This window comes from Flavobacterium sp. B167r (assembly GCF_056824315.1).
The window spans coordinates 2986726-3008029 of record NZ_CP124859.1 but is presented as its reverse complement, the minus strand read 5'-3'; the positions used below and the strand labels follow the sequence as shown (position 1 = coordinate 3008029).

At 30.9% G+C, this 21304-nt stretch carries 25 protein-coding genes; 24 read left to right on the top strand and 1 reads right to left on the bottom strand.

Features of this window, described 5'->3' with window-relative positions:
• Positions 1 to 181 precede the first annotated feature (181 nt).
• The gene (gene dnaK / locus QLQ96_RS13470; RefSeq protein ID WP_482491143.1) at positions 182 to 2062 is read right to left on the bottom strand and encodes a molecular chaperone DnaK; all 1881 of its coding nucleotides are present in this window, start codon (positions 2060 to 2062) and stop codon (positions 182 to 184) included.
• A 346-nt stretch (positions 2063 to 2408) separates the two neighbouring features.
• Here dnaK and QLQ96_RS13465 point away from each other — a divergent pair, with 346 nt between their 5' ends.
• The 24 genes from QLQ96_RS13465 to QLQ96_RS13350 all read left to right on the top strand — a co-directional run bounded on the left by QLQ96_RS13465 (position 2409) and on the right by QLQ96_RS13350 (position 21295).
• Positions 2409 to 3461, top strand: coding sequence for a tyrosine-type recombinase/integrase (locus QLQ96_RS13465; protein ID WP_482491142.1), 1053 nt, complete (start codon positions 2409 to 2411; stop codon positions 3459 to 3461).
• A gap of 199 nt (positions 3462 to 3660) precedes the next feature.
• Complete coding sequence (locus tag QLQ96_RS13460; RefSeq protein ID WP_482491141.1) at positions 3661 to 4149, top strand: hypothetical protein; 489 nt, start codon at positions 3661 to 3663, stop codon at positions 4147 to 4149.
• Positions 4150 to 4762: 613 nt separating this feature from the next.
• Complete coding sequence (locus tag QLQ96_RS13455) at positions 4763 to 5410, top strand: hypothetical protein (protein WP_482491140.1); 648 nt, start codon at positions 4763 to 4765, stop codon at positions 5408 to 5410.
• Between the two features lie 223 nt (positions 5411 to 5633).
• Positions 5634 to 6188, top strand: a complete 555-nt coding sequence (locus QLQ96_RS13450; RefSeq protein WP_482491139.1) for a hypothetical protein — start codon at positions 5634 to 5636, stop codon at positions 6186 to 6188.
• A gap of 333 nt (positions 6189 to 6521) precedes the next feature.
• Positions 6522 to 7163, top strand: coding sequence for a DUF6000 family protein (locus QLQ96_RS13445; RefSeq protein ID WP_482491138.1), 642 nt, complete (start codon positions 6522 to 6524; stop codon positions 7161 to 7163).
• Between the two features lie 181 nt (positions 7164 to 7344).
• Positions 7345 to 7737: a hypothetical protein gene (locus QLQ96_RS13440; protein ID WP_482491137.1), complete on the top strand. Its 393-nt coding sequence runs from the start codon at positions 7345 to 7347 to the stop codon at positions 7735 to 7737.
• Positions 7738 to 7915: 178 nt separating this feature from the next.
• The gene (locus QLQ96_RS13435; protein WP_482491136.1) at positions 7916 to 8443 is read left to right on the top strand and encodes a hypothetical protein; all 528 of its coding nucleotides are present in this window, start codon (positions 7916 to 7918) and stop codon (positions 8441 to 8443) included.
• 213 nt (positions 8444 to 8656) lie between these two features.
• Complete coding sequence (locus tag QLQ96_RS13430; RefSeq protein ID WP_482491135.1) at positions 8657 to 9208, top strand: hypothetical protein; 552 nt, start codon at positions 8657 to 8659, stop codon at positions 9206 to 9208.
• A 221-nt stretch (positions 9209 to 9429) separates the two neighbouring features.
• Complete coding sequence (locus QLQ96_RS13425) at positions 9430 to 9780, top strand: hypothetical protein (RefSeq protein WP_482491134.1); 351 nt, start codon at positions 9430 to 9432, stop codon at positions 9778 to 9780.
• A gap of 329 nt (positions 9781 to 10109) precedes the next feature.
• Positions 10110 to 10661, top strand: coding sequence for a hypothetical protein (locus QLQ96_RS13420; RefSeq protein WP_482491133.1), 552 nt, complete (start codon positions 10110 to 10112; stop codon positions 10659 to 10661).
• Positions 10662 to 10846: 185 nt separating this feature from the next.
• Complete coding sequence (locus QLQ96_RS13415; protein ID WP_482491132.1) at positions 10847 to 11314, top strand: hypothetical protein; 468 nt, start codon at positions 10847 to 10849, stop codon at positions 11312 to 11314.
• A gap of 209 nt (positions 11315 to 11523) precedes the next feature.
• Positions 11524 to 12291 carry a hypothetical protein gene (locus tag QLQ96_RS13410; protein WP_482491131.1) on the top strand — a complete coding sequence of 256 codons (768 nt, stop codon included), beginning with the start codon at positions 11524 to 11526 and terminating at the stop codon, positions 12289 to 12291.
• Between the two features lie 176 nt (positions 12292 to 12467).
• Positions 12468 to 13073 carry a hypothetical protein gene (locus QLQ96_RS13405; RefSeq protein WP_482491130.1) on the top strand — a complete coding sequence of 202 codons (606 nt, stop codon included), beginning with the start codon at positions 12468 to 12470 and terminating at the stop codon, positions 13071 to 13073.
• Positions 13074 to 13467: 394 nt separating this feature from the next.
• Positions 13468 to 13674, top strand: coding sequence for a hypothetical protein (locus tag QLQ96_RS13400; RefSeq protein ID WP_482491129.1), 207 nt, complete (start codon positions 13468 to 13470; stop codon positions 13672 to 13674).
• 157 nt (positions 13675 to 13831) lie between these two features.
• On the top strand, positions 13832 to 14713 hold the full coding sequence (locus tag QLQ96_RS13395; protein WP_482491128.1) for a leucine-rich repeat domain-containing protein: 882 nt from the start codon (positions 13832 to 13834) through the stop codon (positions 14711 to 14713).
• Between the two features lie 159 nt (positions 14714 to 14872).
• Complete coding sequence (locus tag QLQ96_RS13390; protein WP_482491127.1) at positions 14873 to 15463, top strand: hypothetical protein; 591 nt, start codon at positions 14873 to 14875, stop codon at positions 15461 to 15463.
• Positions 15464 to 15606: 143 nt separating this feature from the next.
• Complete coding sequence (locus QLQ96_RS13385) at positions 15607 to 16068, top strand: DUF6896 domain-containing protein (protein WP_482491126.1); 462 nt, start codon at positions 15607 to 15609, stop codon at positions 16066 to 16068.
• A gap of 151 nt (positions 16069 to 16219) precedes the next feature.
• Positions 16220 to 17155, top strand: coding sequence for a hypothetical protein (locus QLQ96_RS13380; RefSeq protein WP_482491125.1), 936 nt, complete (start codon positions 16220 to 16222; stop codon positions 17153 to 17155).
• 134 nt (positions 17156 to 17289) lie between these two features.
• Entirely contained in the window at positions 17290 to 18021 is a 732-nt protein-coding gene (locus tag QLQ96_RS13375; protein WP_482491124.1) for a peptidase associated/transthyretin-like domain-containing protein, read from the top strand.
• Between the two features lie 213 nt (positions 18022 to 18234).
• Entirely contained in the window at positions 18235 to 19101 is an 867-nt protein-coding gene (locus QLQ96_RS13370) for a WG repeat-containing protein (RefSeq protein ID WP_482491123.1), read from the top strand.
• A gap of 58 nt (positions 19102 to 19159) precedes the next feature.
• On the top strand, positions 19160 to 19663 hold the full coding sequence (locus tag QLQ96_RS13365; RefSeq protein WP_482491122.1) for a hypothetical protein: 504 nt from the start codon (positions 19160 to 19162) through the stop codon (positions 19661 to 19663).
• A gap of 82 nt (positions 19664 to 19745) precedes the next feature.
• The gene (locus QLQ96_RS13360; protein ID WP_482491121.1) at positions 19746 to 20207 is read left to right on the top strand and encodes an SRPBCC family protein; all 462 of its coding nucleotides are present in this window, start codon (positions 19746 to 19748) and stop codon (positions 20205 to 20207) included.
• A 62-nt stretch (positions 20208 to 20269) separates the two neighbouring features.
• Positions 20270 to 20743, top strand: coding sequence for a DUF1203 domain-containing protein (locus QLQ96_RS13355; RefSeq protein WP_482491120.1), 474 nt, complete (start codon positions 20270 to 20272; stop codon positions 20741 to 20743).
• Between the two features lie 114 nt (positions 20744 to 20857).
• Positions 20858 to 21295 (top strand): acyl-CoA thioesterase, encoded by a 438-nt coding sequence (locus QLQ96_RS13350; protein WP_482491119.1) that lies wholly within the window; start codon positions 20858 to 20860, stop codon positions 21293 to 21295.
• Positions 21296 to 21304: the final 9 nt, after the last annotated feature.

The window sequence follows — 21304 nt, the reverse complement described above, 5'->3', positions numbered from 1 at the left end:
CCATAAGTATACATAAGTGCCACATTATCGCCTTTTAAGTGCCGGTACAAATATGGTACAAATATATGATAAAAAACGACTAAAAAACAGCATAAACGAAAAAGAACAAAAAAGAAAAACCGCTGTAAACATTTCGTTTACAGCGGTTTAATAACTATTATTAACTGATGTTAATCAGTACTTATTTGACTTCTTCGAATTCAACGTCTTCAACATTGTCTCCAGATTGCTCTTGTTGTGGAGCAGCTTGTTGACCTTCACCACCTTGAGCGTACATTGCTTCTGTAGCTGTTTTCCAAGCTGCATTTACATTGTCTAATCCTTTTTGGATTGCGTCGAGATCTTGAGATTGGTGAGCCATTCTCAATTCAGTTAAAGCGTATTCGATAGCTGTTTTTTGCTCGTCTGTCAATTTATCACCTAACTCTTTCAATTGAGATTCAGTTTGGAAGATAGTACTGTCAGCTTCGTTTAATTTCTCAGCTCTTTCTTTTGCAATTCTGTCAGCATCAGCGTTAGCTTCAGCATCTTTTTTCATTTTTTCGATTTCTTCAGCTGTTAATCCAGAAGAAGCTTCGATACGGATATCGTGAGATTTTCCTGTTCCTTTGTCAGTTGCAGAAACTTTGATGATACCATTAGCATCGATATCGAAAGTTACTTCGATTTGAGGAACTCCTCTTGGTGCTGGTGGAATACCATCTAAGTGGAAACGACCGATAGTTTTGTTATCAGCAGCCATTGCTCTTTCTCCTTGTAATACGTGGATTTCAACAGATGGTTGAGAATCAGCAGCAGTAGAGAATACTTGAGATTTTTTAGTTGGAATAGTTGTGTTAGACTCGATTAATTTAGTCAATACACCACCCATAGTTTCGATACCTAAAGAAAGAGGCGTAACGTCAAGTAACAATACATCTTTTACATCTCCAGATAAAACTCCACCTTGAATAGCAGCTCCAATAGCAACAACCTCATCAGGGTTAACACCTTTAGATGCTTTTTTACCGAAGAATTTTTCAACTTCGTCAGCGATTCTTGGCATACGAGTAGATCCTCCAACAAGGATAACTTCGTCGATATCAGATGTAGATAAACCTGCATCTTTTAATGCTTTAGCAACTGGCTCCATAGAACGTTTTACTAAAGTATCAGATAATTGCTCAAATTTAGCTCTAGATAATTTTTTCACTAAGTGTTTTGGTCCAGAAGCAGTAGCAGTTACGTAAGGTAAGTTGATTTCTGTTTCAGCAGAAGATGATAATTCAATCTTAGCTTTCTCAGCAGCTTCTTTCAAACGTTGTAATGACATTGGGTCTAAACGTAAGTCAATACCTTCTTCAGATTTGAATTCGTCAGCTAACCAGTCAATAATAACTTGGTCAAAATCATCACCACCTAAGTGAGTATCACCGTTTGTAGACAATACTTCGAATACACCGTCTCCTAATTCAAGAACAGAGATATCAAAAGTACCTCCACCTAAATCGTAAACAGCAATTTTTTGATCAGTTCCTTTTTTATCTAATCCGTAAGCAAGTGCAGCAGCAGTTGGCTCGTTGATGATACGCATAACTTTAAGACCTGCAATTTCACCAGCTTCTTTTGTAGCCTGACGTTGTGCATCGTTAAAGTAAGCAGGAACAGTAATAACCGCTTCAGTTACAGTTTGACCTAAATAGTCTTCAGCAGTTTTTTTCATTTTTTGAAGTGTCATAGCAGACAATTCTTGAGCAGTGTATAAACGACCGTCAATATCCACACGTGGAGTATTGTTGTCACCTTTTACAACACTGTAAGGAACTCTTTTTGCCTCTTCAGTAGTTTCAGCAAATGTATGTCCCATAAAACGTTTAATAGAAGCAATCGTTTTTGTAGGATTCGTTACTGCTTGTCTTTTTGCAGGATCACCTACTTTAATTTCTCCACCTTCAACAAAAGCGATGATAGATGGTGTAGTTCTTTTTCCCTCTGCGTTAGGGATAACAACTGCTTCGTTACCTTCCATTACAGAAACACAAGAGTTCGTCGTACCTAAGTCAATTCCGATTATTTTACCCATTTTTTATATATTTAATTTTTGATTTAATTTTAAACTCATGTGGCATAAGTCAATCTTTGTGCCAATATAAAAAACTAAAGTAAATTGTCAGTTTTGCTTTTGATACGCCAATAATTATCTGACAACATGACATTTTTATCGACTGACAGATCCTAAAATACTGTCGCTCGTGTCATTATAAAATTGTAAGGAGCTAAGTCGTGCAGCCGCAATCTACGTTTCTTACTTCAGGACAACGGAATTACATTTTTATTAAGGCTAAAGTATTTTTGCTTGCAATTTTAAAGCAAAAAAAAGGCATTATTCTTACAAAATAAATATCTTTAGCGAAATTATTATGTGTTTTATGAAGTGGAAAGCACAATTAACCAAACATCGTGGAGAAAGCCGAATAACGGTTTATTTTGAAAAAAACATCGATTTAATAGCTCGAATCAAACAATTAGAAGGTTCCCGATGGAGTCAATCATTAGTCGTTTGGCATTTGCCTGATACAGTCGAAAACAGAATACGATTTAAAATACCTCAATCCGAAGGAAAATCGGCATTATCATATATTCACGAAAGTAATCAATTAATTTTAAAACGATTCATTGAAGAAATTCAATTAAAAGGCTACAGTATTGCGACCTTAAAAACCTACAGAAACGAATTTGGAATATTTTTGAATTACCTAAAAGAAACTCCAGCCAACATATGCAAGGTCGAAGATGTCCGAAACTATGTTTTGTACTGCATCAATGAACTAAAGCTTTCTGAAGCCAGAATACACAGCCGTATTAATGCAATCAAATTCTATTATGAGCAAGTATTAAGAAAAGAACGGTTTTTATTGGAAATACCACGTCCTAAAATGCCATTAAAATTACCCAAGGTAATTGCTCCTACTGACATAAAAAAACTTTTTGAAGCTACTCCAAATTTAAAACACAACACGATGCTAAAACTTTGTTACGGTCTTGGATTAAGGGTTTCGGAAATTGTAAATCTAAAAATCACCGATATTGACAGTCAATCTATGCAGGTTTTTATAGAAAGAGCCAAAGGTAAAAAAGACCGTTATGCAAATTTACCCAAGAGCCTACTAGAACAACTACGCGCCTATTTTATCGAATACCGACCCAAACTATATTTATTTGAGGGGCAATTTGGCGGGCAGTATAGTATCCGAAGTGCGCAACAAGTTTTTAAAAACGCAATACAGAAAGCCAAAATCAACAAAAAGGTAAGTATTCATAGTCTAAGACACAGTTTTGCAACTCATTTATTAGAACAAGGTACCGACATTAGATTTATACAAGAACTTCTGGGCCATAATAACATCAAGACGACTTTGATCTACACTCATGTGAATGATAAAAATATTCGAAAAATAATTAGTCCCTTGGATAATTTATGATGTAATTTTTCTTACGTTTGAAGCTCAAATAAAATACATATCGGCAACATAAAAAAGTGCATTGCGTTTTTTTATGTTGCCGAAATTAAAAAACTAAAAATAAGCGACTTACAAAATTACATAGCTTTAAAAGTTGCGTATATTTATGAGTTACCTGCAAGCTTAAAAGAACGTTACCTTCAAACAGAACCAAGAAATAATGCAAAATGAAAATCATAAAGTTAAATCAATCTTTAATTTCATCCTAAAGAATGAATCTGTCGATAGTGATTATTGGTCATTAGGCGGTGGAAGTAATGAAATTCAGAATATACTAAACACATTTCTTGATGAAGATTGGAATGATTTTAAAATAGAAATTATTAAATGGAATAGTGACTATGTGGACATCGTCATACAATCAATCGCTTTCGGTTTTGATGGAATGTTTACTCCAAGTTTAGATAAAAAATCAATTTCCAATGCCGGAAACTTTTTACTTGACATATTTATTTCATTAAATGATATTAACCACAGATTAGATATTTCATATTTTAGTTTTTTCATTAATAAGAGTAATTCCAATCAAATTGAGAAACTAAAGTTTATGGAGAATTGGATGATAGATAATGGTTTTACAAAAGAGAATTGGTTAAAAGTGAATCCCATTGAGAATATTAAACAAGCAATAAATAAAGCCAGCAGGTAACAGCTACTACAACGGATTTGGGCAATTGGCTTAATGAAAAAATGGTTTTGCATTTGGATGATTTGGTAAATCCGAAGAATGGGCTTAATTTAGTCCCAAACCCGCTGTAGTACCGGGACGTTATGGTGTATAGCTCCTTGGAATTTGCTTATCAGATTTTAATTGGGCGATTAAAACGAAAAAGTTTTTTTTAAAATCGAAACTACCGAAACAAAATCTGAACCGAAATCTGAACCGAAATTCAACACTTAATTGTTGCGGACAAACAAACGTGAACCTCTTTTCGGAAAATTGAAAGCGGAATTTTTTTGTCGCTTTTTTTTTTTGAAATTTAACGGAAGTTTGAAACTCAAAAGCGAAACCATTTGCAACGGAAATCGGAAGCCGGAAAACTTTCCGCAATTGGAATCGACAATCGGAATGGAGTTTCGTTCGTGCTCAACAATCGTGTCACTACACACCATAACACACGCTACAGGCGATTTGGGCAATAGGCTTAATTGGAAAAATGGTTTTGTATCTGAATGATTTGGCAAATCCGAAGAATAGGCTTAATTTAGTCCCAAACCGCCTGTAGCGCGGGGACGTTATGAGCCATTAATCAAGAAATTCAGTGAAAAAACAACACATATTTACACTGTTAATTATTACAGCCTTGTCTTCTTGTTCAGAAGACAAGGAAACTGTTTTTTGGAATTGGTTTTCAGCAAACGAATATAAAATTTATGACAATCTGGAACACTTGACCATGAACGACCCAATTGTCGATGAGTTAGCTGAAAAATTAAAGGAAGTTGACAGCAATCTGGTATTTGAAATTGCCCCGAAAAAAGTTAATGGTAAAGCCGAGATTTCTATATCTGCCGACGGTATGGAGGAATCGTTTTCTTCTGTTATAAACCTTGTCGAACGCAAGCCAGAAATTCCGAAGTGGAATATTATCGCTTTTAGGCAACGTAATCAGGGAGACGAGTTATCCTTGGAATATCTAGATTATAAGATTGGGTATGACGATATCTACTTCGAGTACGAAATAAATCAGAATAGTGAGCTAGATATTAAGTTGTACATTTCAAATTATGATAACTCGGGAAATATGCAGAATGCAGTGTTTCTACTATTGGATTCTTTAATTGGTGAATATGACACTGTAAAAAAAATTTCCAGTATTGAATGGTATAATTTATCCTGTCACGAGAAAACCAAATTCCATAAATTCGTTGAACTTAGGAAAGTTGTGGATAATATTAACGGCTCATAACAGCCACTACAACGGATTTGGGCATTTGGTTTAATGGAAAAATAGTTTTGTATTTGGGATGATTAGGCAAATCCGAAGATAAGGCTTAATTTAACCCCAAACCCGCTGTAGTGCCAGAACGTTAGGCGACATTGTACCCAAATCGGAACCAAAAATAAAATTTGCAAAGAAGATTTTAATTATGAAAAACGAGAAACATATTTACAATTTATAAATACAAAAAATGAATCTTGAATATTTAAAAAAAAACTCTTTAACTGAGTTTATTGAGCAAAACTTAGGAAAAGCAGGTGTCCAATTTTATAGTGGCATTTATGAAGAAGACTTTTTCAATTTTAAAGAATTGAAAGAGCCTATTAATAAATTATTGGAATCTATTTTTGAAATAGAATCAATAAACATTCAGAATAATTTAATCGAAATTGTAACGAATAAAGGTACTTGTAGGGAAGAATTTAAAAATCCTGAAACATTAGGTCTTGTAGGTCACGGTGAAAAAGAACAATTATTATTCTTTAAATGTATTAATGAAATCTTAGTAAAAAACGATTTTAAAGAACGATTAATTTTATATTACGATGAATTAATTCCCGATACACATTGGATTGGGATATTAAACAACGATGACTCTCATTATCTACATAATTTTATAAAGAATTCCAAAGAAGAAGACTATAAAGATTTTATATGTGAAGGTTTAAATGAACCAAGAGTTTTAGGTATTGGAATTGCGGATAATGATATAATAGACTATGTTGAATTAATAATATTTCCATAAATCATTCAAGATAATTACAACAATTAAATTTTAGTTTGATTTATCTCAAATAGAAATTTAAAACCCTAAAAATAAGAGAATAACATTGAAACCTAAATCTGAACCTTGTAAATTTAATTACTTGCCAATAACACGTGTAACAACGTCGCCTAACAGCTACTACAACGGATTTGGGCAATTGGCTTAATGGAATGATGGTTTTGTGTTTGAATGATTAGGCAAATCCGAAGAATGGGCTTAATTTAGTCCCAAACCCGCTGTAGTGCCAAGACGTTGGCGGTAATATTAGCCAAAAATATCCAAATGAAAAATCCAACAGAATTGAAATAATCAATGAAAAATCTAAACGAACAAATAAGACTTCATTCACTTGGTGCAACTGTAAGACATAAATCTACTTTTGAAAACTTAATTTCTTTCAAAAACGAAGAAGAATTAACCCCTGAATTTATTAAAGAGTGGGCTGTTCCTTTTTATATGAATCTTGAAGAAACTAATCAAGAATGGTTTGAATTATTATTAGATGCAAAAAAGAAAATAACCAAAGAAGATGTTATAAAATTGCTTGGAGATTTTAATTGGAGAACAAGACAAACTGGAGCATTCTTTGCGATAATCAATAACTATTCAGATTTAATAGACATTATTGGTATACACTTCCTAAAAAGTGAAGTTTGTTACGCTGGACGAATTTACGCTTATATGTTTGCTAGCTTAAACGACAAAAAATCAACAGAATATTTAGATGATTATTTAGATTATTATTTATCCAAAAGCGAGCTTTGGTTTGACCAAAGTGAAGCTATGGAAGCCTTAGCTTACATCGACAAAATAAATAACAGTAACTTAATTGACAAGCATAGAACAAATTGGCTAAAGTTTATTCAGAATAAACCAAATTGGAAAGCAGAAATCAACCCCGAATATTTAGAAAACTATATTGAGTTTATAAACAAAGTCAAAGACAATAAATAGAAAATACTACCGCCAACAGCCACTACAACGGATTTGGGCATTTTGCTTAATGGAAAGATGGTTTTGTATCTGAATGATTTGGCAAATCCGAAGAATGGGCTTAATTTAGTCCCAAACTGCTTGTAGCGCGAGAACGTTATATGGCAGCTTTGAAAAAAAAGCAGAAAATAAAACCTAAAAAATGATTAGTTCTAAATTTATAATTGACATTTTAGACTTAATACTTGATGACGAAAAAGAAGCTAAACTTTTACGTGATCAAATTGGTTTTCTAACTGTAACGGAAATTGAACATACAGGAATCGGATTATTTATAAATTTCGAAAACGAACTCAAAAAAGAGTATCTGAAAGTCGATAAGAACCTGATTTTTGACGGAGTTGAAATAAAAAATGAGGAACTTAATGTTTTAGCTGACGCGATTCTACACGTAAAAGACGGAATAATTTACCAACTTGAAATTTTTAATAAGAATGGTTCAGATTATCCAAAAGATGAAATTGAAAACTATACTTTAACGCAAAATTGGAATGGTTCAAAAAATAGAACTATATCAAAAAAAGCCGTCATATAACAGCCACTACAACGGATTTGGGTATTTGGCTTAATGGAAAGATAGTTTTGTGTTTGAATCATTGGGCAAATCCGAAGAATAGGCTTAATTTAATCCCAAACCCGCTGTAGTGCCAGAACGTTAGTGGCAAGCTTACCGCAGAATCGAGAAAAACTTCAATAAAATCAACTAAAACTGAATGGCAATTTATCAATATTATTTAGCATTTATTCCGAAAGTCGGTTTGCTAAAAAAACACGGAGTAATTCCAACAGAAGTAAATGTAAATACAGAAGATGGATATTTTGATGCCAATACTGAACAATATTGGGAATTGGCTGAAATAAATTTCGAAAACGTTAAACTTGAAATTGACAAGTTAATAGAGAAAGCGGATTGGGGAAACGATGAAGAATGTTTCATTTGGAAGACAGAAACAAATGTATTGGATAATGATACATCAATGTCTATAAATACAGAAACTAAAAAGATTGAACATCTTTCGTTTAGAGCAGATTTAAGAGAACCCCAATTGAAATTTTTAAATGGAATGTTAGATTTGGCCAAAAAAAAGGAAATGTTGCTTATGGACAGAAAAGGAAAAATCTTCTCACCTGAATACAATGAAATTGAAAATTATATAAAAAACTCAAACTCCTTTAAATTTATAGAAAATCCTGAAAAATTTTTAGACGATTTGAGTAAAGGAAAAATAACTATTGAATAAAAAGCCAGCCACTAACAGCCACTACAACGGATTTGGGCATTTGGCTTAATGGAAAAATGGTCTTGTATTTGGATGAATTGGCAAATCCGAAGAATAGGCTTAATTTAGTCCCAAACCCGCCGTAGTGCCAGAACGTTATGGGCTAGTTAAAAATGACGATAGCAGAAACCTTATAACTAAACAAAAAATGAATTTAACTGATATATCCATAAAATGAACAAAACTACTTTACCCTTAACTTTGAACGAAACCATTATAATTGAAAACCTTTATAGTAAAGGAAAAAAGAAATTCCGAAAATCTGCAATTATTGTTTTATCAATTTGGGTTTTTATTTTGTTTGTTCCGGGAGAGTTTTGGAACTTTGTGAAAAGTTTTGTAAAAAAAAGATATAATCAAGGGGCACAAAATTATTCTGAACAAATGTACCAAAACCTTCCTGTATCTATAACTATTTCTATTGTAGTTGCGTTAATTATTTTTTTCTATTATTATGCAAATGTTTATCATCAAAAAAAAGATTCAATAGCTAAATTGAAGATACGAAAAGAATATACTGTTGTTAAAATTGAACATTTTAGTGAAAAATTAGCAGATAGCTTGGATGGTTTTGACTCATCATTACACTTAGAAAAAAAAGGTGAAAAACTGTATAAACACTTATTTAAAAAAAATGAAAAACCTGAATTTTTAAGAGCTAAAAACATAGTAATTGAGAAAACCTTACATTCCGATTTTACACTTTTAGAAGAAATAATTAATTAATGGAATGAAAAAAAACACTATTTGCAGTAATGAAATAACCAGCCCATAACAGCCACTACAACGGATTTGGGCATTTGGCTTAATGGAAAGATGGTTTTGTATTTGGGATGATTAGGCAAATCCGAAGAATAGGCTTAATTTAGTCCCAAACCCGCTGTAGTGCCAGAACATTATGCGTCAGTTTAGACCAATAGAAACCTAAAAGAAAAAAGGAAAATGTAATGAGAAAAATAATTCCTACAATAATAGTAATTTCAATTTTCTGCTTTATGGTTTATAACTCAAAAACGGAATATTACGAAAAAAGCATAGAATTTAGCAAAAGTACTTTTAGTGGAGAAATTCTAAAAATAACAGAAGGAAGAGGGAACAAAATATATTATGAAAATGATAAATATTTTTATGATAGTAACTGTGAAGGATTAGAAATACAAGTTGGTGATGTAGTTCGAAAAAGTATTGGCGAAATTATAGTAATGAGAAAAGACTCAAATGGGAAATATGTTGAAGTTGGAAAACAAATAATTAAAGAACCGAGTAAAAGTTATTTTAATTATTTTTTTGGAATTTAATCTAACAAAATGATAAAATCAATTCTTATTATTTCATCAATACTGTTATAGATAATAAAACAGTATTGGATTATTCAAACATCATTGAAAAAATAAAACTAGCAGAATTGGAATTAATTGCAACTAATATAAAACCGAACGCATAACAGCCACTACAACGGATTTGGGCAATAGGCTTAATGGAAAAATGGTTTTGTATTTGGGATGATTTGGCAAATCCGAAAATGGGGCTTAATTTAGTCCCAAACCCGCTGTAGTACCAAGACGTTAGTGGCAAGCAAACCGAGAATCGTAAAAAGGAAACAAAGAAAAAATAAAACTCAATATTTATGGTGAATTCCGAATTTAAAAATATTGAATCAATAGATTTTATAACCAACATAGATTTTGAATATATTGAAACTTATTCATTATTAAGAGGTGAAAAATATAAAATTGAATACAATACCTTAAGAAAAGAATTTGGTACGTTATCTGCGAGAAAAAAAAGGAATAAATTAGATACTAATGGAGAAAAACGTTATAAAGAAGTTGAACAATATGTTGGTTACATTCAATATTTAACAAATTCAAATGGTGATTTTCATTTTTCAGCCGAAAAAATTAGCTCAATACAAAAAACAGATATTAGAATACAAGAATTAAAAAAAATACTTAGTAAAAAAGTTGTAAATAAAAATGATTGGATGTGTGCACCAGTTTATCGCGATGCAATTGTATTTTATAACTTTAGAAATGAAATCGTGAAAATTTTGAATGTTTGTTTAAGCTGTGAGTACATGGAAACTGAAAATAAATCACCCATCGATGCCGATACAAAAACTTATGGTGAATTGAAAGATTTTTTCATAAAAATTGGGCATAGAATAGAAAATGAATAAATTGCCAGCCACTAACAGGCGTTTGGCAAGATTGCGAATTTTGTAGTAAATACATGTTTACATTTAGCAAGAAATTTTATCTTTAAGAGAAAATAATAGGTTCCGAAACTCGCAACCTCGCCAAGCGCCGGAACGTTATGTGACAGCTACAAAAAAATGGGAGAAATTAACAACTTATTCAAAAAATGAAAATCTATCCGATTAAAATCTATTCGATTACTTTAATTAATGGACGCTCAAAAGCAATATCTGAATTACAAAAGGAAACTTTATCTGACGAACAATTCGTTTCTGATTGGAACAGACAAACTTTCCTCGGAAAAATAAATGAAACAAATTTTGAACTAAATTTATCAAAAAGACTTTACGGTAATTTTTGCGACTTTAACGGACAATTAGATGAGAAAAATGGCACTTTAGAAATTGGAATAAATAAAACATTTAAAATCATTTTATTCGCAATTTTTCTATTCCCAATTTTTGGCTTTTTAGCGTCATTATTCAAAAACGGTTTTAAAAACTCTGTTGAACTTTTATTGCCGACAATATTTTTTATTTTAATCTTGAGATTTGTATTTATTGAGTTGGGATTTCGAATTATTTCGAAAATTGGAGTGAGCAAATTGAGTAAAATAATTGGAATTGAAATTTAAAAAGTTGAAAATTGGAAGCGGAAAATATAACGGAAATAAACACGTAAATAGCCGTCACATAACAGCCACTAGAACGGATTTGGGCAATTGGCTTAATTGAAAGATGGTTTTGTATTTGGGATGATTAGGCAAATCCGATGAATAGGCTTAATTTAGTCCCAAACCCGCTGTAGTGCCAGAACGTTATGAGCAATAATAAAACAACCTAAGTGAAAAATATTATCTTTTTAATTGTGTTTTTTAGCGTATTGGCTTGTAAAAATGAAGTTGAGAAAACTGAAAAAAAAACAGCTGATAAAAAAGTAGTTTCCAAACCCAATTCACGTGAAAAGCTTTCTTACGAGGAAGAAATCGAAAAACTAAAAAACAGCAAACCTAAAAATTCAATACTTTCTAACGATATTCAATTCATAAATGATTCTATTGTTAAAGGGAAATTTAAATTAGATATTTCAAGGTACGAGTTAGAAAATTCAAAAAAAGGATGTTTTCCAACCATAATAGAGAAGGAAGAGTTTTATGAATATTCAATCGAAGCAGATAGAAGCTCAACTAAAGAGTTGAAAAATTTGGGAGACTTGAATGGTGACGGAAATAGCGATTCTGTTTTTATTCTACCTAGTTTAGGTTGGTGTGAAGAAGGCCAATCTTATTATTTTACTGACAATAAAATTCCAAGAATATTAACTGACTCAAATTGTTGTCATACTGAAAGTGTATTTAGCATTGGAGATATTGATGAAGATGGCGGGAATGAAATAGCAGAATATTATTCAAGTTGTGCAAGTAATTTTAAACACATTGATATTTGGACTTTAAAAGAAAACAAATGGAAGCTTGTTGACAAATTTACTTTCTTTTATAATAATGGAAAATATGAGGCTTTTAAAGACTTTCATAAACTCTACAAGAAAATTTCTAAAAACAAATTTAAGTTTTTAGAAATATCTATATGCGAGCAAACGGAGAATTGGTAATGGAGTGGAAAACAATAACGATGAAATAATTACTGCTCATAACAGCCACTACAACGGATTTGGGCATTTGGCTTAATGGAAAAATAGTTTTGTATTTGGAAGATTTGGCAAATCCGAAGAATGGGCTTAATTTAGTCCCAAACCCGCTGTAGTGCCAGAACGTTACCAGTAATTTTATGAAAGAAAGTGCAAAAACAAAACGCTCATTGATTTTAACAACAATCATCTGTTGCATTTATCTTTTGCTGACAATATTTTATCATCATATCGATAAAAATCTTTCAGGAATTCTTTATATATTTCTGACAGTTCTAATTCCAATAACATTTGTAACCATAATTGTCTTTGAGATTAAAGGAATTATCGAAATTATTCGCAATAGACGAAATTTTAATTTTTGCTTACCGACAATAGTTTGTACAATAACACTTCTTTATACTTTATTTTGTCCTTACAGAATTGATTCTGAAAAACTGGAAAGCGAAGCTGAATTTAGAGCTTGTTACGAAGGAACTCAAAACCAAGCTTATATTCTTTTCCGAAAAGACAAAACATTCGAATTGAATTGGACAGGTGTTTTTGGTTACAACGAGTGGTGGACTGGTAAATGGAATAAAAACGGCAATGTTTTGACACTCAAATATGACGGAAAAGAAGTTAAACAACTTGGCGATAAAATTCTAATTTCAAACGGTTATTTAAATCCAATTGGAAAATCATTTGACAGAAAAAAATATCCACGCCCAATGTTCTATCTAGGAAATTGTAGAAATGAAAATTAATGCGTAATAAAAACTACTGGTAACAGCTACTACAACGGATTTGGGCAATTGGCTTAATGGAATGATGGTTTTGTATCTGAATGATTTGGCAAATCCGAAGAATGAGCTTAATTTAGTTCCAAACCCGCTGTAGTACCAGAACGTTACCAGCAATTAACCAAAAAACTAACGGATTACCCACATGATAAGATTTTTTAATTCAATTCTAATCCTTTTACTTCTATCCTCTTGTCAAAATAAAATTGAGACGAATACAACTTTAAGTAACGAAGATTTACAAAGAATATTAAATTATTAGAAAACGATGAAAAAATCATTCAATTTTACTCTGAATTTAAAAATAAGATAGCCGGTAATTTTTATACTAATAAACGAATTGCATCTTATTGGCTTGATGAGAGATACTTTAAAAAATAAAGTAGAATTTACATACTACAAAGACATTATAAAACTTGAACCTTTTTATAAAGTTGGATTAACTTATTGCCCGTACATTCTTGTAACAAAATCTAATAATGAAACATTCAAAGTTTGTGTAGATGGAAAAGAAAAACAATCTTTTTCTGTTGAGGCTGTAAAAATGTGGAAAAAAAACAAATAATTGCTAAATTAACTGCTGGTAACAGCCACTACAACGGATTTGGGCATTTGGCTTAATGGAAAAATGGTCTTGTATTTGGAATGATTTGGCAAATCCGAAGAATGGGCTTAATTTAGTCCCAAACCGCCTGTAGCGCGGGGACGTTGGCAGTAATTTTATGAAAAAACATATAACGACAATATTTTTATTTCTAATTATACTTACTTCTTGTAACAAAAAGCAAGAAGAAAAGATAATCTCGTTGAGTGAATTACAAAATGAAAAAGTATTTAAAAATTTAGATAGTTTACCAAAAAATCTAGAATTGGTTTATCGTGTTGATTTATCAGAAAACAATCTGAATACAATTCCAACAATAATATTCAAACTTCATAATCTTCAAGAACTAAACGTTTCTCTAAATAAATTAACAGAACTTAACCATTTAGAAGAACTACAAAACCTCCAAATTTTAAATATTGGAATGAATAATTTTAAAACGTTCCCAATTGAAATCACTAAACTTAAAAAACTTAAAACGTTAGATATTTGGTGGAATGACATTAAAACTTTTCCAGATGTATTTTATGAAAATAATGTAAACATCGAAGAACTAGACTTAACGAGTATGTTTGAGTTTGATTTTCCAACCAACCTGCCAAAAATTCACAGGTTTAAAAATCTCAAACAACTACGTCTAGGTAATAATCAAATTAAGATTTTAAACCTAAAATTTGACAAGCTAAATAATTTAGAAACATTCGGCTACATCAACCAAGAGAAAATCGACATTAAAAATATTCTTTTGGAGCTTTCAAAATGCAAAAGGCTTAAGACAATCTATTTAGGCGGGAATCATATCAAAGAACTGCCAAGTGAAATTTTATTACTTGAGAATTTAGAAGATTTAAACTTATACGAAAACGAATTGACTAATCTTCCCAATATTTTACTTAAAATGAAACGATTAAAATCAATTACAATTGATGGTGACAAAATTGATAAAAAAATAATTTTGGACTTTGAAACTAAAATGCCAAAGACAACATTCATATACTAAAAAAAAAACTACTGCCAACAGCCACTACAACGGATTTGGGCATTGGGCTTTATGGAAAGATGTTTTTGTCTTTGAACGATTTGGCAAATCCGAACAATGGGCTTAATTTAGTGCCAAACCTGGTGTAGTGCCAAGACGTTAGCCACAATACCCTAAAAAATGACGACACATCAAATCAACAAATTAACTGCTTCGATAGAAAGTTTTCAGTTTTTGAAAGCTGAAAGTGAAAGATATTGGGCAAATGTAAAACTGCTAACTTGCGATGGTTTACAAATACAATCTGGAAGTAAGTGGAATAAAGGCTTGTCAGAAAATGAGCTTGAAGATTTTCAAAAGAAGATAGGTATTGTGTTTACTCCTTCCCTGAAGAATTATTACAAAACAATGAATGGTCTTAACAAGCTGGAAATTGATATAAATAGTTACTCGCAGCCTGCGGAATATGGTATATCATTGTATAAATATCCCGAAAGTATCGGCTTTATTAAAAAAGACATTGAAAATGTTAAGAAAAATTTCAAAACAGAAATTTTAAATGAGACCATACCAAATATTTTTCCATATTTTGGCAACCGATACCTTATACTAGATGAACAAGAGGAAGTGTTGTCAATTATGAATGATGTAATATATTGGTCGGACAATCTTTGTAAGGGTCTTGCGATGGATATTTTTAAGTTCAATCATAGCAAACTTGAAAAAAAAGAGCTTATCAAAAACAATGTTTGGAACAAATTGGTACTGTAGCTAACAGGCATTTAGCGAGATTGGGGCTTTGGTGGAATTATCGTTATTAATGATATATTCATTTCGCAGAAAATACTCTTCTCCGATTTCCCCAACCTCGCCAAGCGCCGGAACGTTATGCACCATATTACCAATCAGAATTAATGAAATCGACTGAAGAAAAATTACTAATTGAAACTATTGAATCGTTTGAGAAAACAGCAAACGAAATGATAAAATTATTAGCAGTCGAATATCAGTTAGATTTAAGTGAACGTTTTCCTTTTGCTAAACTTATGTCAAGGCAAAATAATCTTTGGAAAGGTAGCCTGAACACAAATTGGACTTATTGGTTTCACGGTGATGCGTGTGATTTTGAAAACTTACAAACCAAGCAATACTTGCACGTAAAAATTAATCGTGAATCGAATTACGGAGCAATTGATAATTTTTATCTTTTTAAGTTTATGCAAACGACTGATTCTTTGAAATATGCTTCTGAAATTCTAAAATCTGAAAATGTTATTTATGAAATATTGGCCAACTTAGAGAAAAAGAAAATTGTTATAAATATTGATGAATGGCCTTTGAAAACTATAATCCTAAATAAAAAATACGGTGCATAACAGCTACTACAACGGATTTGGGCAATTGGCTTAATGGAAAGATGGTTTTGTATCTGAATGATTTGGCAAATCCGAAGAATGGGCTTAATTTAGTCCCAAACTGCTCGTAGCACGGGGACGTTAGTGGTAACCTTACCAGAAAATTGACCAAATGAGAACTGATTTAGAAGAATTAATTAATCGAATGTGTGACAGAAATATTGATAAATCAAATTCTGAAACTATAGCATATAATGCTTATCGCGAAGTTGACAAAGTTACAGATGAAAATTTATTACCTAAACTTTTCGAAATTGTAAACAATGAATTAGATGAAAATAAAAGAGATAAAGCTTATTATATAATTAGCAAAATTGCACTGCCAAATAATGATTTTGAGTCGCTAAACTTTCTTATACAGAAACTTAAAATAGAAAGAAATAAAGTCATTATTGAAGATTTACTTAATATCATTTCATCATTCCATAAACCAAAAAAAACTGATCTAGAAAATATTTTTAAGTTCCTAAATAATAAATCTAAAACTCTTCGATATCGTGCTATTCGTGCATTAAAAAACTGTGATAGTAATGAATGTGAAAATAAATTAATTGAGATTTTGGAAAATTCCACTAATCACTATGATTTATTATATTCGCTTCTAACACTTTCTTCATCAGGCTCTCAAAAAAGTTTATCAAAAATTAAAAAATTTGTTAATCATTCAAAACAAGACATATCAGCTAGTGCATTGGGAGCAATCCACAACATAGCAAAAGAAAAGGAACTGCCTCTATACGTAGAACAACTAAAAAAAGGCAAAAATAAATTCATAGCACTTGAAGGAGTTGTTAATTTCGGAAATGATGAAGTAATCCCAAATGTTATCAACAGGATTAAAGAATTAATTTCAAAAAAAAGAAATATTGAAATTGTAGGTTTATATGGTTATACCGAACTTATAATCGCAATGAATTTTCTAATCAAATTCCCAGAATACAAATCTATCAATCAAGTTTATCAACTTTTGGAAGCTAAAAAAGATTTTTTATGGGAAAGTGAAAAAGAATGGTTAACAAATAATACGATTAACAAAGGCAACCACTAACAGCTACTACAACGAATTTGGACAATCGACTTAATTGAAAAATGCTTTTGTATTTGAATGATTTGGCAAATCCGAAGAATGGGCTTAATTTAATCCCAAACCAGCTGTAGTGCCAGAACGTTATCTGTAACTTTATGAAAACAACATATAAATTAACAATTGAAAAGCCTTGTCATAAGAGCGATTGGAATCTTATGAAAAATGCTGATAAAGGAAAATACTGTTCTATTTGTACAAAAAACGTTTATGATTTTGCAACGTGGACGGACGAAGAAATTATATTTTTTTTGAATACTTCTAATGAATCCATTTGTGCCAAGTTAAATTATTCCCAACTAAACAGAATTCTATCATTAAATCAAAAATCAGGCATAAAGCATTGGCATCAAATCGTTGCAAGTTTTTTAGTTTTAATTTCCTCTTCTAATGTTTATGCAACAAAAAAAAACATTGAATTAACTAATCAATATCAATCACAAAATAAATCTGAAGAAAAGATTGAAAAAACATTAAAATATGGCACGTTTCCGAATGATAGCATTAAAAATAAAATATCAGGAATTGTAATTGAAGAAGATTCTATAAAACCAATCCAAAATATTACGATAGAAATAAAAGGGACAGAAATAAAAACAAAAACGGATTCATTAGGTCATTTTAGTTTTATAATCCCTGAAAATTTTGCCAATAATGAAATAACCTTAATGCTCATTGCTGAACACGGGTTTGAGGGTAAAACGAAAAAAACTGTATATAAAAATGAACTTCCTCTTACTAATTTAATAATTGTAAAGCCGTATGTTTTACTTGGAGAAGTCGTCTATTATAAACCAAAAAAATGGTGGCAGTTTTGGAAACGCAGATAAAAAAGCTACCGCAAACAGCTACTATAACATTATGCGTAATTTTAGATAAAACATTGCCTGAAAATAAATAGTAAAATATAAAACTTTAAGTATGGGAGCATATTTGACTTTTAACTTTGTCGAGAAAAATGAAGAATACATCATAGGCGAATTACCTAGTTTAAAAATGTACGAAGCTAAATTACCGTTGGTTGAAAAAAATTATATAAAAAAATGAAAATATCTTTTAGCTTAATTGGCTTGTTAGTGCATTTATTAACTAATGCACAAAATGATCCTGAATTATTTCCGGTAAACGATAGAAAAGTTGGTTATTTTGGCTACTATCTTAAAAACATGACTAATATAGTTAAACCACAATTTTGCACAGCTACATATAATATTGATGGCTACTACATTGTATCAACAGCTAAACATGAATATTATGAAGACGGAAGAAGAAAAGAAAGACACATACCAAATACAGAAAAATTTGGCTTGCTTAACAGTAAGGGAGAATTTATAGTTGACTTTAAAAATGACTATGATGGAATTTATATCAAAGAAGGTATTATTTATATCATAAAGAACAATTTATACGGAACTTTAAACGATCAAAATAAAATTATAATTCCAATAGAATATGACGTATTACATATTGAGAACAAAAATGTAATTGTGGCAAAAAAAAATAATAAATACGGAGTCCTTAATCATTTAGGCAAAACTGTGATTTCTTTTGAATATGATTTTATTGATACGCCAATAATTAATGAAAAGAATTCTGACTTTGTTACTATTGCTGAAAAGAAAGGAAAAACAGGCGTTATCAATCAAAATAATGAATTTATTGTTCCTTTCACAGATGTCAATTTACATACGTTAGAAAAATCATGCATTAAAGCCAAGAAAAATAAAAAATTTGGATTGCTTGATTATAAATTAAATCAGATTTTGCCTTTTGAATTTGAAACGCTAAAAGTTTATGACAATAAAGTAAAAGCCATTAAAAATAACTTTGAATATTATTATACCCTCACTGGTAAATTAATTGAACGCAAAAGCATTAATAACTTCCAAAACCTGAAAGATGTTCCATAACAAGAAAACCAAAATGCCATTTTATCTGAATTCGTAAATCTACTATTAAATGAAAGACATGGAAAAAAAATTAAAAAGCTATTTCGATAAATTTGAAAAAAAAACAACAATAAAACACAAACTACAACTCGCATTTACATTTCTAGCTTTAGCATTTATCCCTTGCTTAACATTTTCGCAAACGAACAAAAATTACATTGCTATTGGTTATTCAAGCATATGTTGCGGGACTCCATCTGAAAAACCTGTAATGGATTTTGTAAAAAAGACTGAAAAAAATTTGAAACTAAAACCATTCGAAATATTTATAGAAAATGGTTTAGGAAAAGAAGGCGAACATACTTTTTATATTGGAACAGATAATTTGAATCCCAATCAATTAAAATCTTTTTGGAAGGATTTAAAACTTACAGCAAATAATCAAAATAAATTAAGCTCAAAAAATGAAAAGGGATCTGTAAATGTAGAAGATAAACTTATATCTAATTCTACATTGAAAAGTATAAAAGCAAATCCAAAAACCAGAATTAGTTCGCTGAAAATTTATAAATACAAAGAATAAAATTGTCGAAATAATTCTAAAATTAAAAATTAAACCCGCTAACTTTACTGTAGTAAATTGATTTTCAACAAAAAGACTCAAAATGACTTCAGATATCCTAAATACTACTCCAGATTCAGAAATCGTAACTAAACGAGTTTTGAATTTTCCACAAGAACTTGTTTTTAAAGCGTGGAGCACGCCCGAGCATTTAAAAAATTGGTGGGGACCAAAAGGTTTTACGAATACTTTTCAAGAATTTGATTTTTGTGAAGGCGGCAAATGGAGTTTTATCATGCATGGACCAGAAGTTGGAAATTATGCCAATGAATGCGAATTCATCAAAATAGACAAACCGAATCTTATTGCTTGGAAACGCCATTCGAAACCGCTTTTTCAAATCTTAACCACTTTTGAAACTATTGCTGAAAACCAGACTAAAGTAGTTTTTAAAATGCTTTTTGAAACTGAAGCAGAATGCCAGAAATTAAAACCATATGTTGAAAATAAAAATGAAGAAAACTTTGATAAACTGGAAGTTGAATTATCTAAAATGAAATTGTAAAAAACATAGCAAGATTTGGATTTTTTTATGCTCAAACAAATATGATTTTTGCTTAAAAAATTATGAAAGCAAATTTTAAAATCTTGCCTCTAAATCATGTTGAATTTTTAGGTCTTTTCGAATTAACTGACTTCGAACTTGAAAAAATCGGAGCAATCAAAATGAAGGTTGATAAGTTTCCTGGTTTTCCTTGCAGAATAAGTTTAGAAGATGCAGAAATAGGCGAAGATATCATTCTGTTACCTTATAAACATCACAAAACGGATTCGCCTTATCAAGCAAGCGGACCAATTTTTGTACGAAAAAGAACGGCTACTCCAACATTGAAAAATAACGAGATCCCAAAAATGCTCCATCATAGATTACTTTCGCTTCGCGGTTATGACGAAAATGGTATAATGAAAGTAGCATCTGTGATAGAAGGAAACATTCTTAAAGAACAGATTATTAAAACTTTTGAAAACGAAAAAGTAGCTTACATCCACATTCACAATGCAAAACCGGGTTGTTTTAATTGTTTAGTTGAAAGAACTTAATGAAATTAATATTTTCTTGAAAAACAAAAAAATTATGCATGCATAGTAATTTTATGGTGTTCGCTTATTTTTTATTCGTAATTTCGATTTTTTAATAAAATACAATATTACAAAATGGCTTCATTTACAAAAGAAATATCTTTTCGCTGGTCAGATCTTGACCCTAATTTTCACGTTCGTCATAGCGCTTATTACGATTTTGGTGCACAGCATCGTATTGAAATTCTAGAAGAATTGGGCTTAACTTTAAAAGTAATGCAAACGCAAGGTTTTGGCCCTGTTTTATTTAGAGAAGAATGCGTTTTCAGAAAAGAATTAAAACTTTCAGATAAAATATTCATTCATACCAAAACATCAAAAATGAAAGCTGATGCTTCTCGCTGGTCAATCATTCATGAGTTTAAAAAAGAAGACGATACACTTTGCGCAACAATCACGGTTGATGGTGCTTGGATGGACACGAAACTTAGAAAACTTGCTTCTCCAACGCCAGAAATAGCAATTGAAGCGTTGAGCATTTTTCCAAAAAGCGATGATTTTGTCGGATTATAATCGGACAAT

Excerpts from the sequence above, each read along its gene's own strand:
- dnaK (WP_482491143.1), bottom strand. The coding sequence starts at position 2,062 with ATGGGTAAAATAATCGGAATTGACTTAGGTACGACGAACTCTTGTGTT.
- QLQ96_RS13380 (WP_482491125.1), top strand. The coding sequence starts at position 16,220 with ATGAGAACTGATTTAGAAGAATTAATTAATCGAATGTGTGACAGAAAT.
- QLQ96_RS13370 (WP_482491123.1), top strand. The coding sequence starts at position 18,235 with ATGAAAATATCTTTTAGCTTAATTGGCTTGTTAGTGCATTTATTAACT.
- QLQ96_RS13415 (WP_482491132.1), top strand. The coding sequence starts at position 10,847 with ATGAAAATCTATCCGATTAAAATCTATTCGATTACTTTAATTAATGGA.
- QLQ96_RS13360 (WP_482491121.1), top strand. The coding sequence starts at position 19,746 with ATGACTTCAGATATCCTAAATACTACTCCAGATTCAGAAATCGTAACT.
- QLQ96_RS13375 (WP_482491124.1), top strand. The coding sequence starts at position 17,290 with ATGAAAACAACATATAAATTAACAATTGAAAAGCCTTGTCATAAGAGC.
- QLQ96_RS13450 (WP_482491139.1), top strand. The coding sequence starts at position 5,634 with ATGAATCTTGAATATTTAAAAAAAAACTCTTTAACTGAGTTTATTGAG.
- QLQ96_RS13395 (WP_482491128.1), top strand. The coding sequence starts at position 13,832 with ATGAAAAAACATATAACGACAATATTTTTATTTCTAATTATACTTACT.
- QLQ96_RS13365 (WP_482491122.1), top strand. The coding sequence starts at position 19,160 with ATGGAAAAAAAATTAAAAAGCTATTTCGATAAATTTGAAAAAAAAACA.
- QLQ96_RS13420 (WP_482491133.1), top strand. The coding sequence starts at position 10,110 with ATGGTGAATTCCGAATTTAAAAATATTGAATCAATAGATTTTATAACC.
- QLQ96_RS13445 (WP_482491138.1), top strand. The coding sequence starts at position 6,522 with ATGAAAAATCTAAACGAACAAATAAGACTTCATTCACTTGGTGCAACT.
- QLQ96_RS13460 (WP_482491141.1), top strand. The coding sequence starts at position 3,661 with ATGCAAAATGAAAATCATAAAGTTAAATCAATCTTTAATTTCATCCTA.
- QLQ96_RS13435 (WP_482491136.1), top strand. The coding sequence starts at position 7,916 with ATGGCAATTTATCAATATTATTTAGCATTTATTCCGAAAGTCGGTTTG.
- QLQ96_RS13440 (WP_482491137.1), top strand. The coding sequence starts at position 7,345 with ATGATTAGTTCTAAATTTATAATTGACATTTTAGACTTAATACTTGAT.
- QLQ96_RS13390 (WP_482491127.1), top strand. The coding sequence starts at position 14,873 with ATGACGACACATCAAATCAACAAATTAACTGCTTCGATAGAAAGTTTT.
- QLQ96_RS13385 (WP_482491126.1), top strand. The coding sequence starts at position 15,607 with ATGAAATCGACTGAAGAAAAATTACTAATTGAAACTATTGAATCGTTT.
- QLQ96_RS13425 (WP_482491134.1), top strand. The coding sequence starts at position 9,430 with ATGAGAAAAATAATTCCTACAATAATAGTAATTTCAATTTTCTGCTTT.
- QLQ96_RS13355 (WP_482491120.1), top strand. The coding sequence starts at position 20,270 with ATGAAAGCAAATTTTAAAATCTTGCCTCTAAATCATGTTGAATTTTTA.
- QLQ96_RS13400 (WP_482491129.1), top strand. The coding sequence starts at position 13,468 with ATGAGAGATACTTTAAAAAATAAAGTAGAATTTACATACTACAAAGAC.
- QLQ96_RS13430 (WP_482491135.1), top strand. The coding sequence starts at position 8,657 with ATGAACAAAACTACTTTACCCTTAACTTTGAACGAAACCATTATAATT.
- QLQ96_RS13350 (WP_482491119.1), top strand. The coding sequence starts at position 20,858 with ATGGCTTCATTTACAAAAGAAATATCTTTTCGCTGGTCAGATCTTGAC.
- QLQ96_RS13405 (WP_482491130.1), top strand. The coding sequence starts at position 12,468 with ATGAAAGAAAGTGCAAAAACAAAACGCTCATTGATTTTAACAACAATC.
- QLQ96_RS13465 (WP_482491142.1), top strand. The coding sequence starts at position 2,409 with ATGAAGTGGAAAGCACAATTAACCAAACATCGTGGAGAAAGCCGAATA.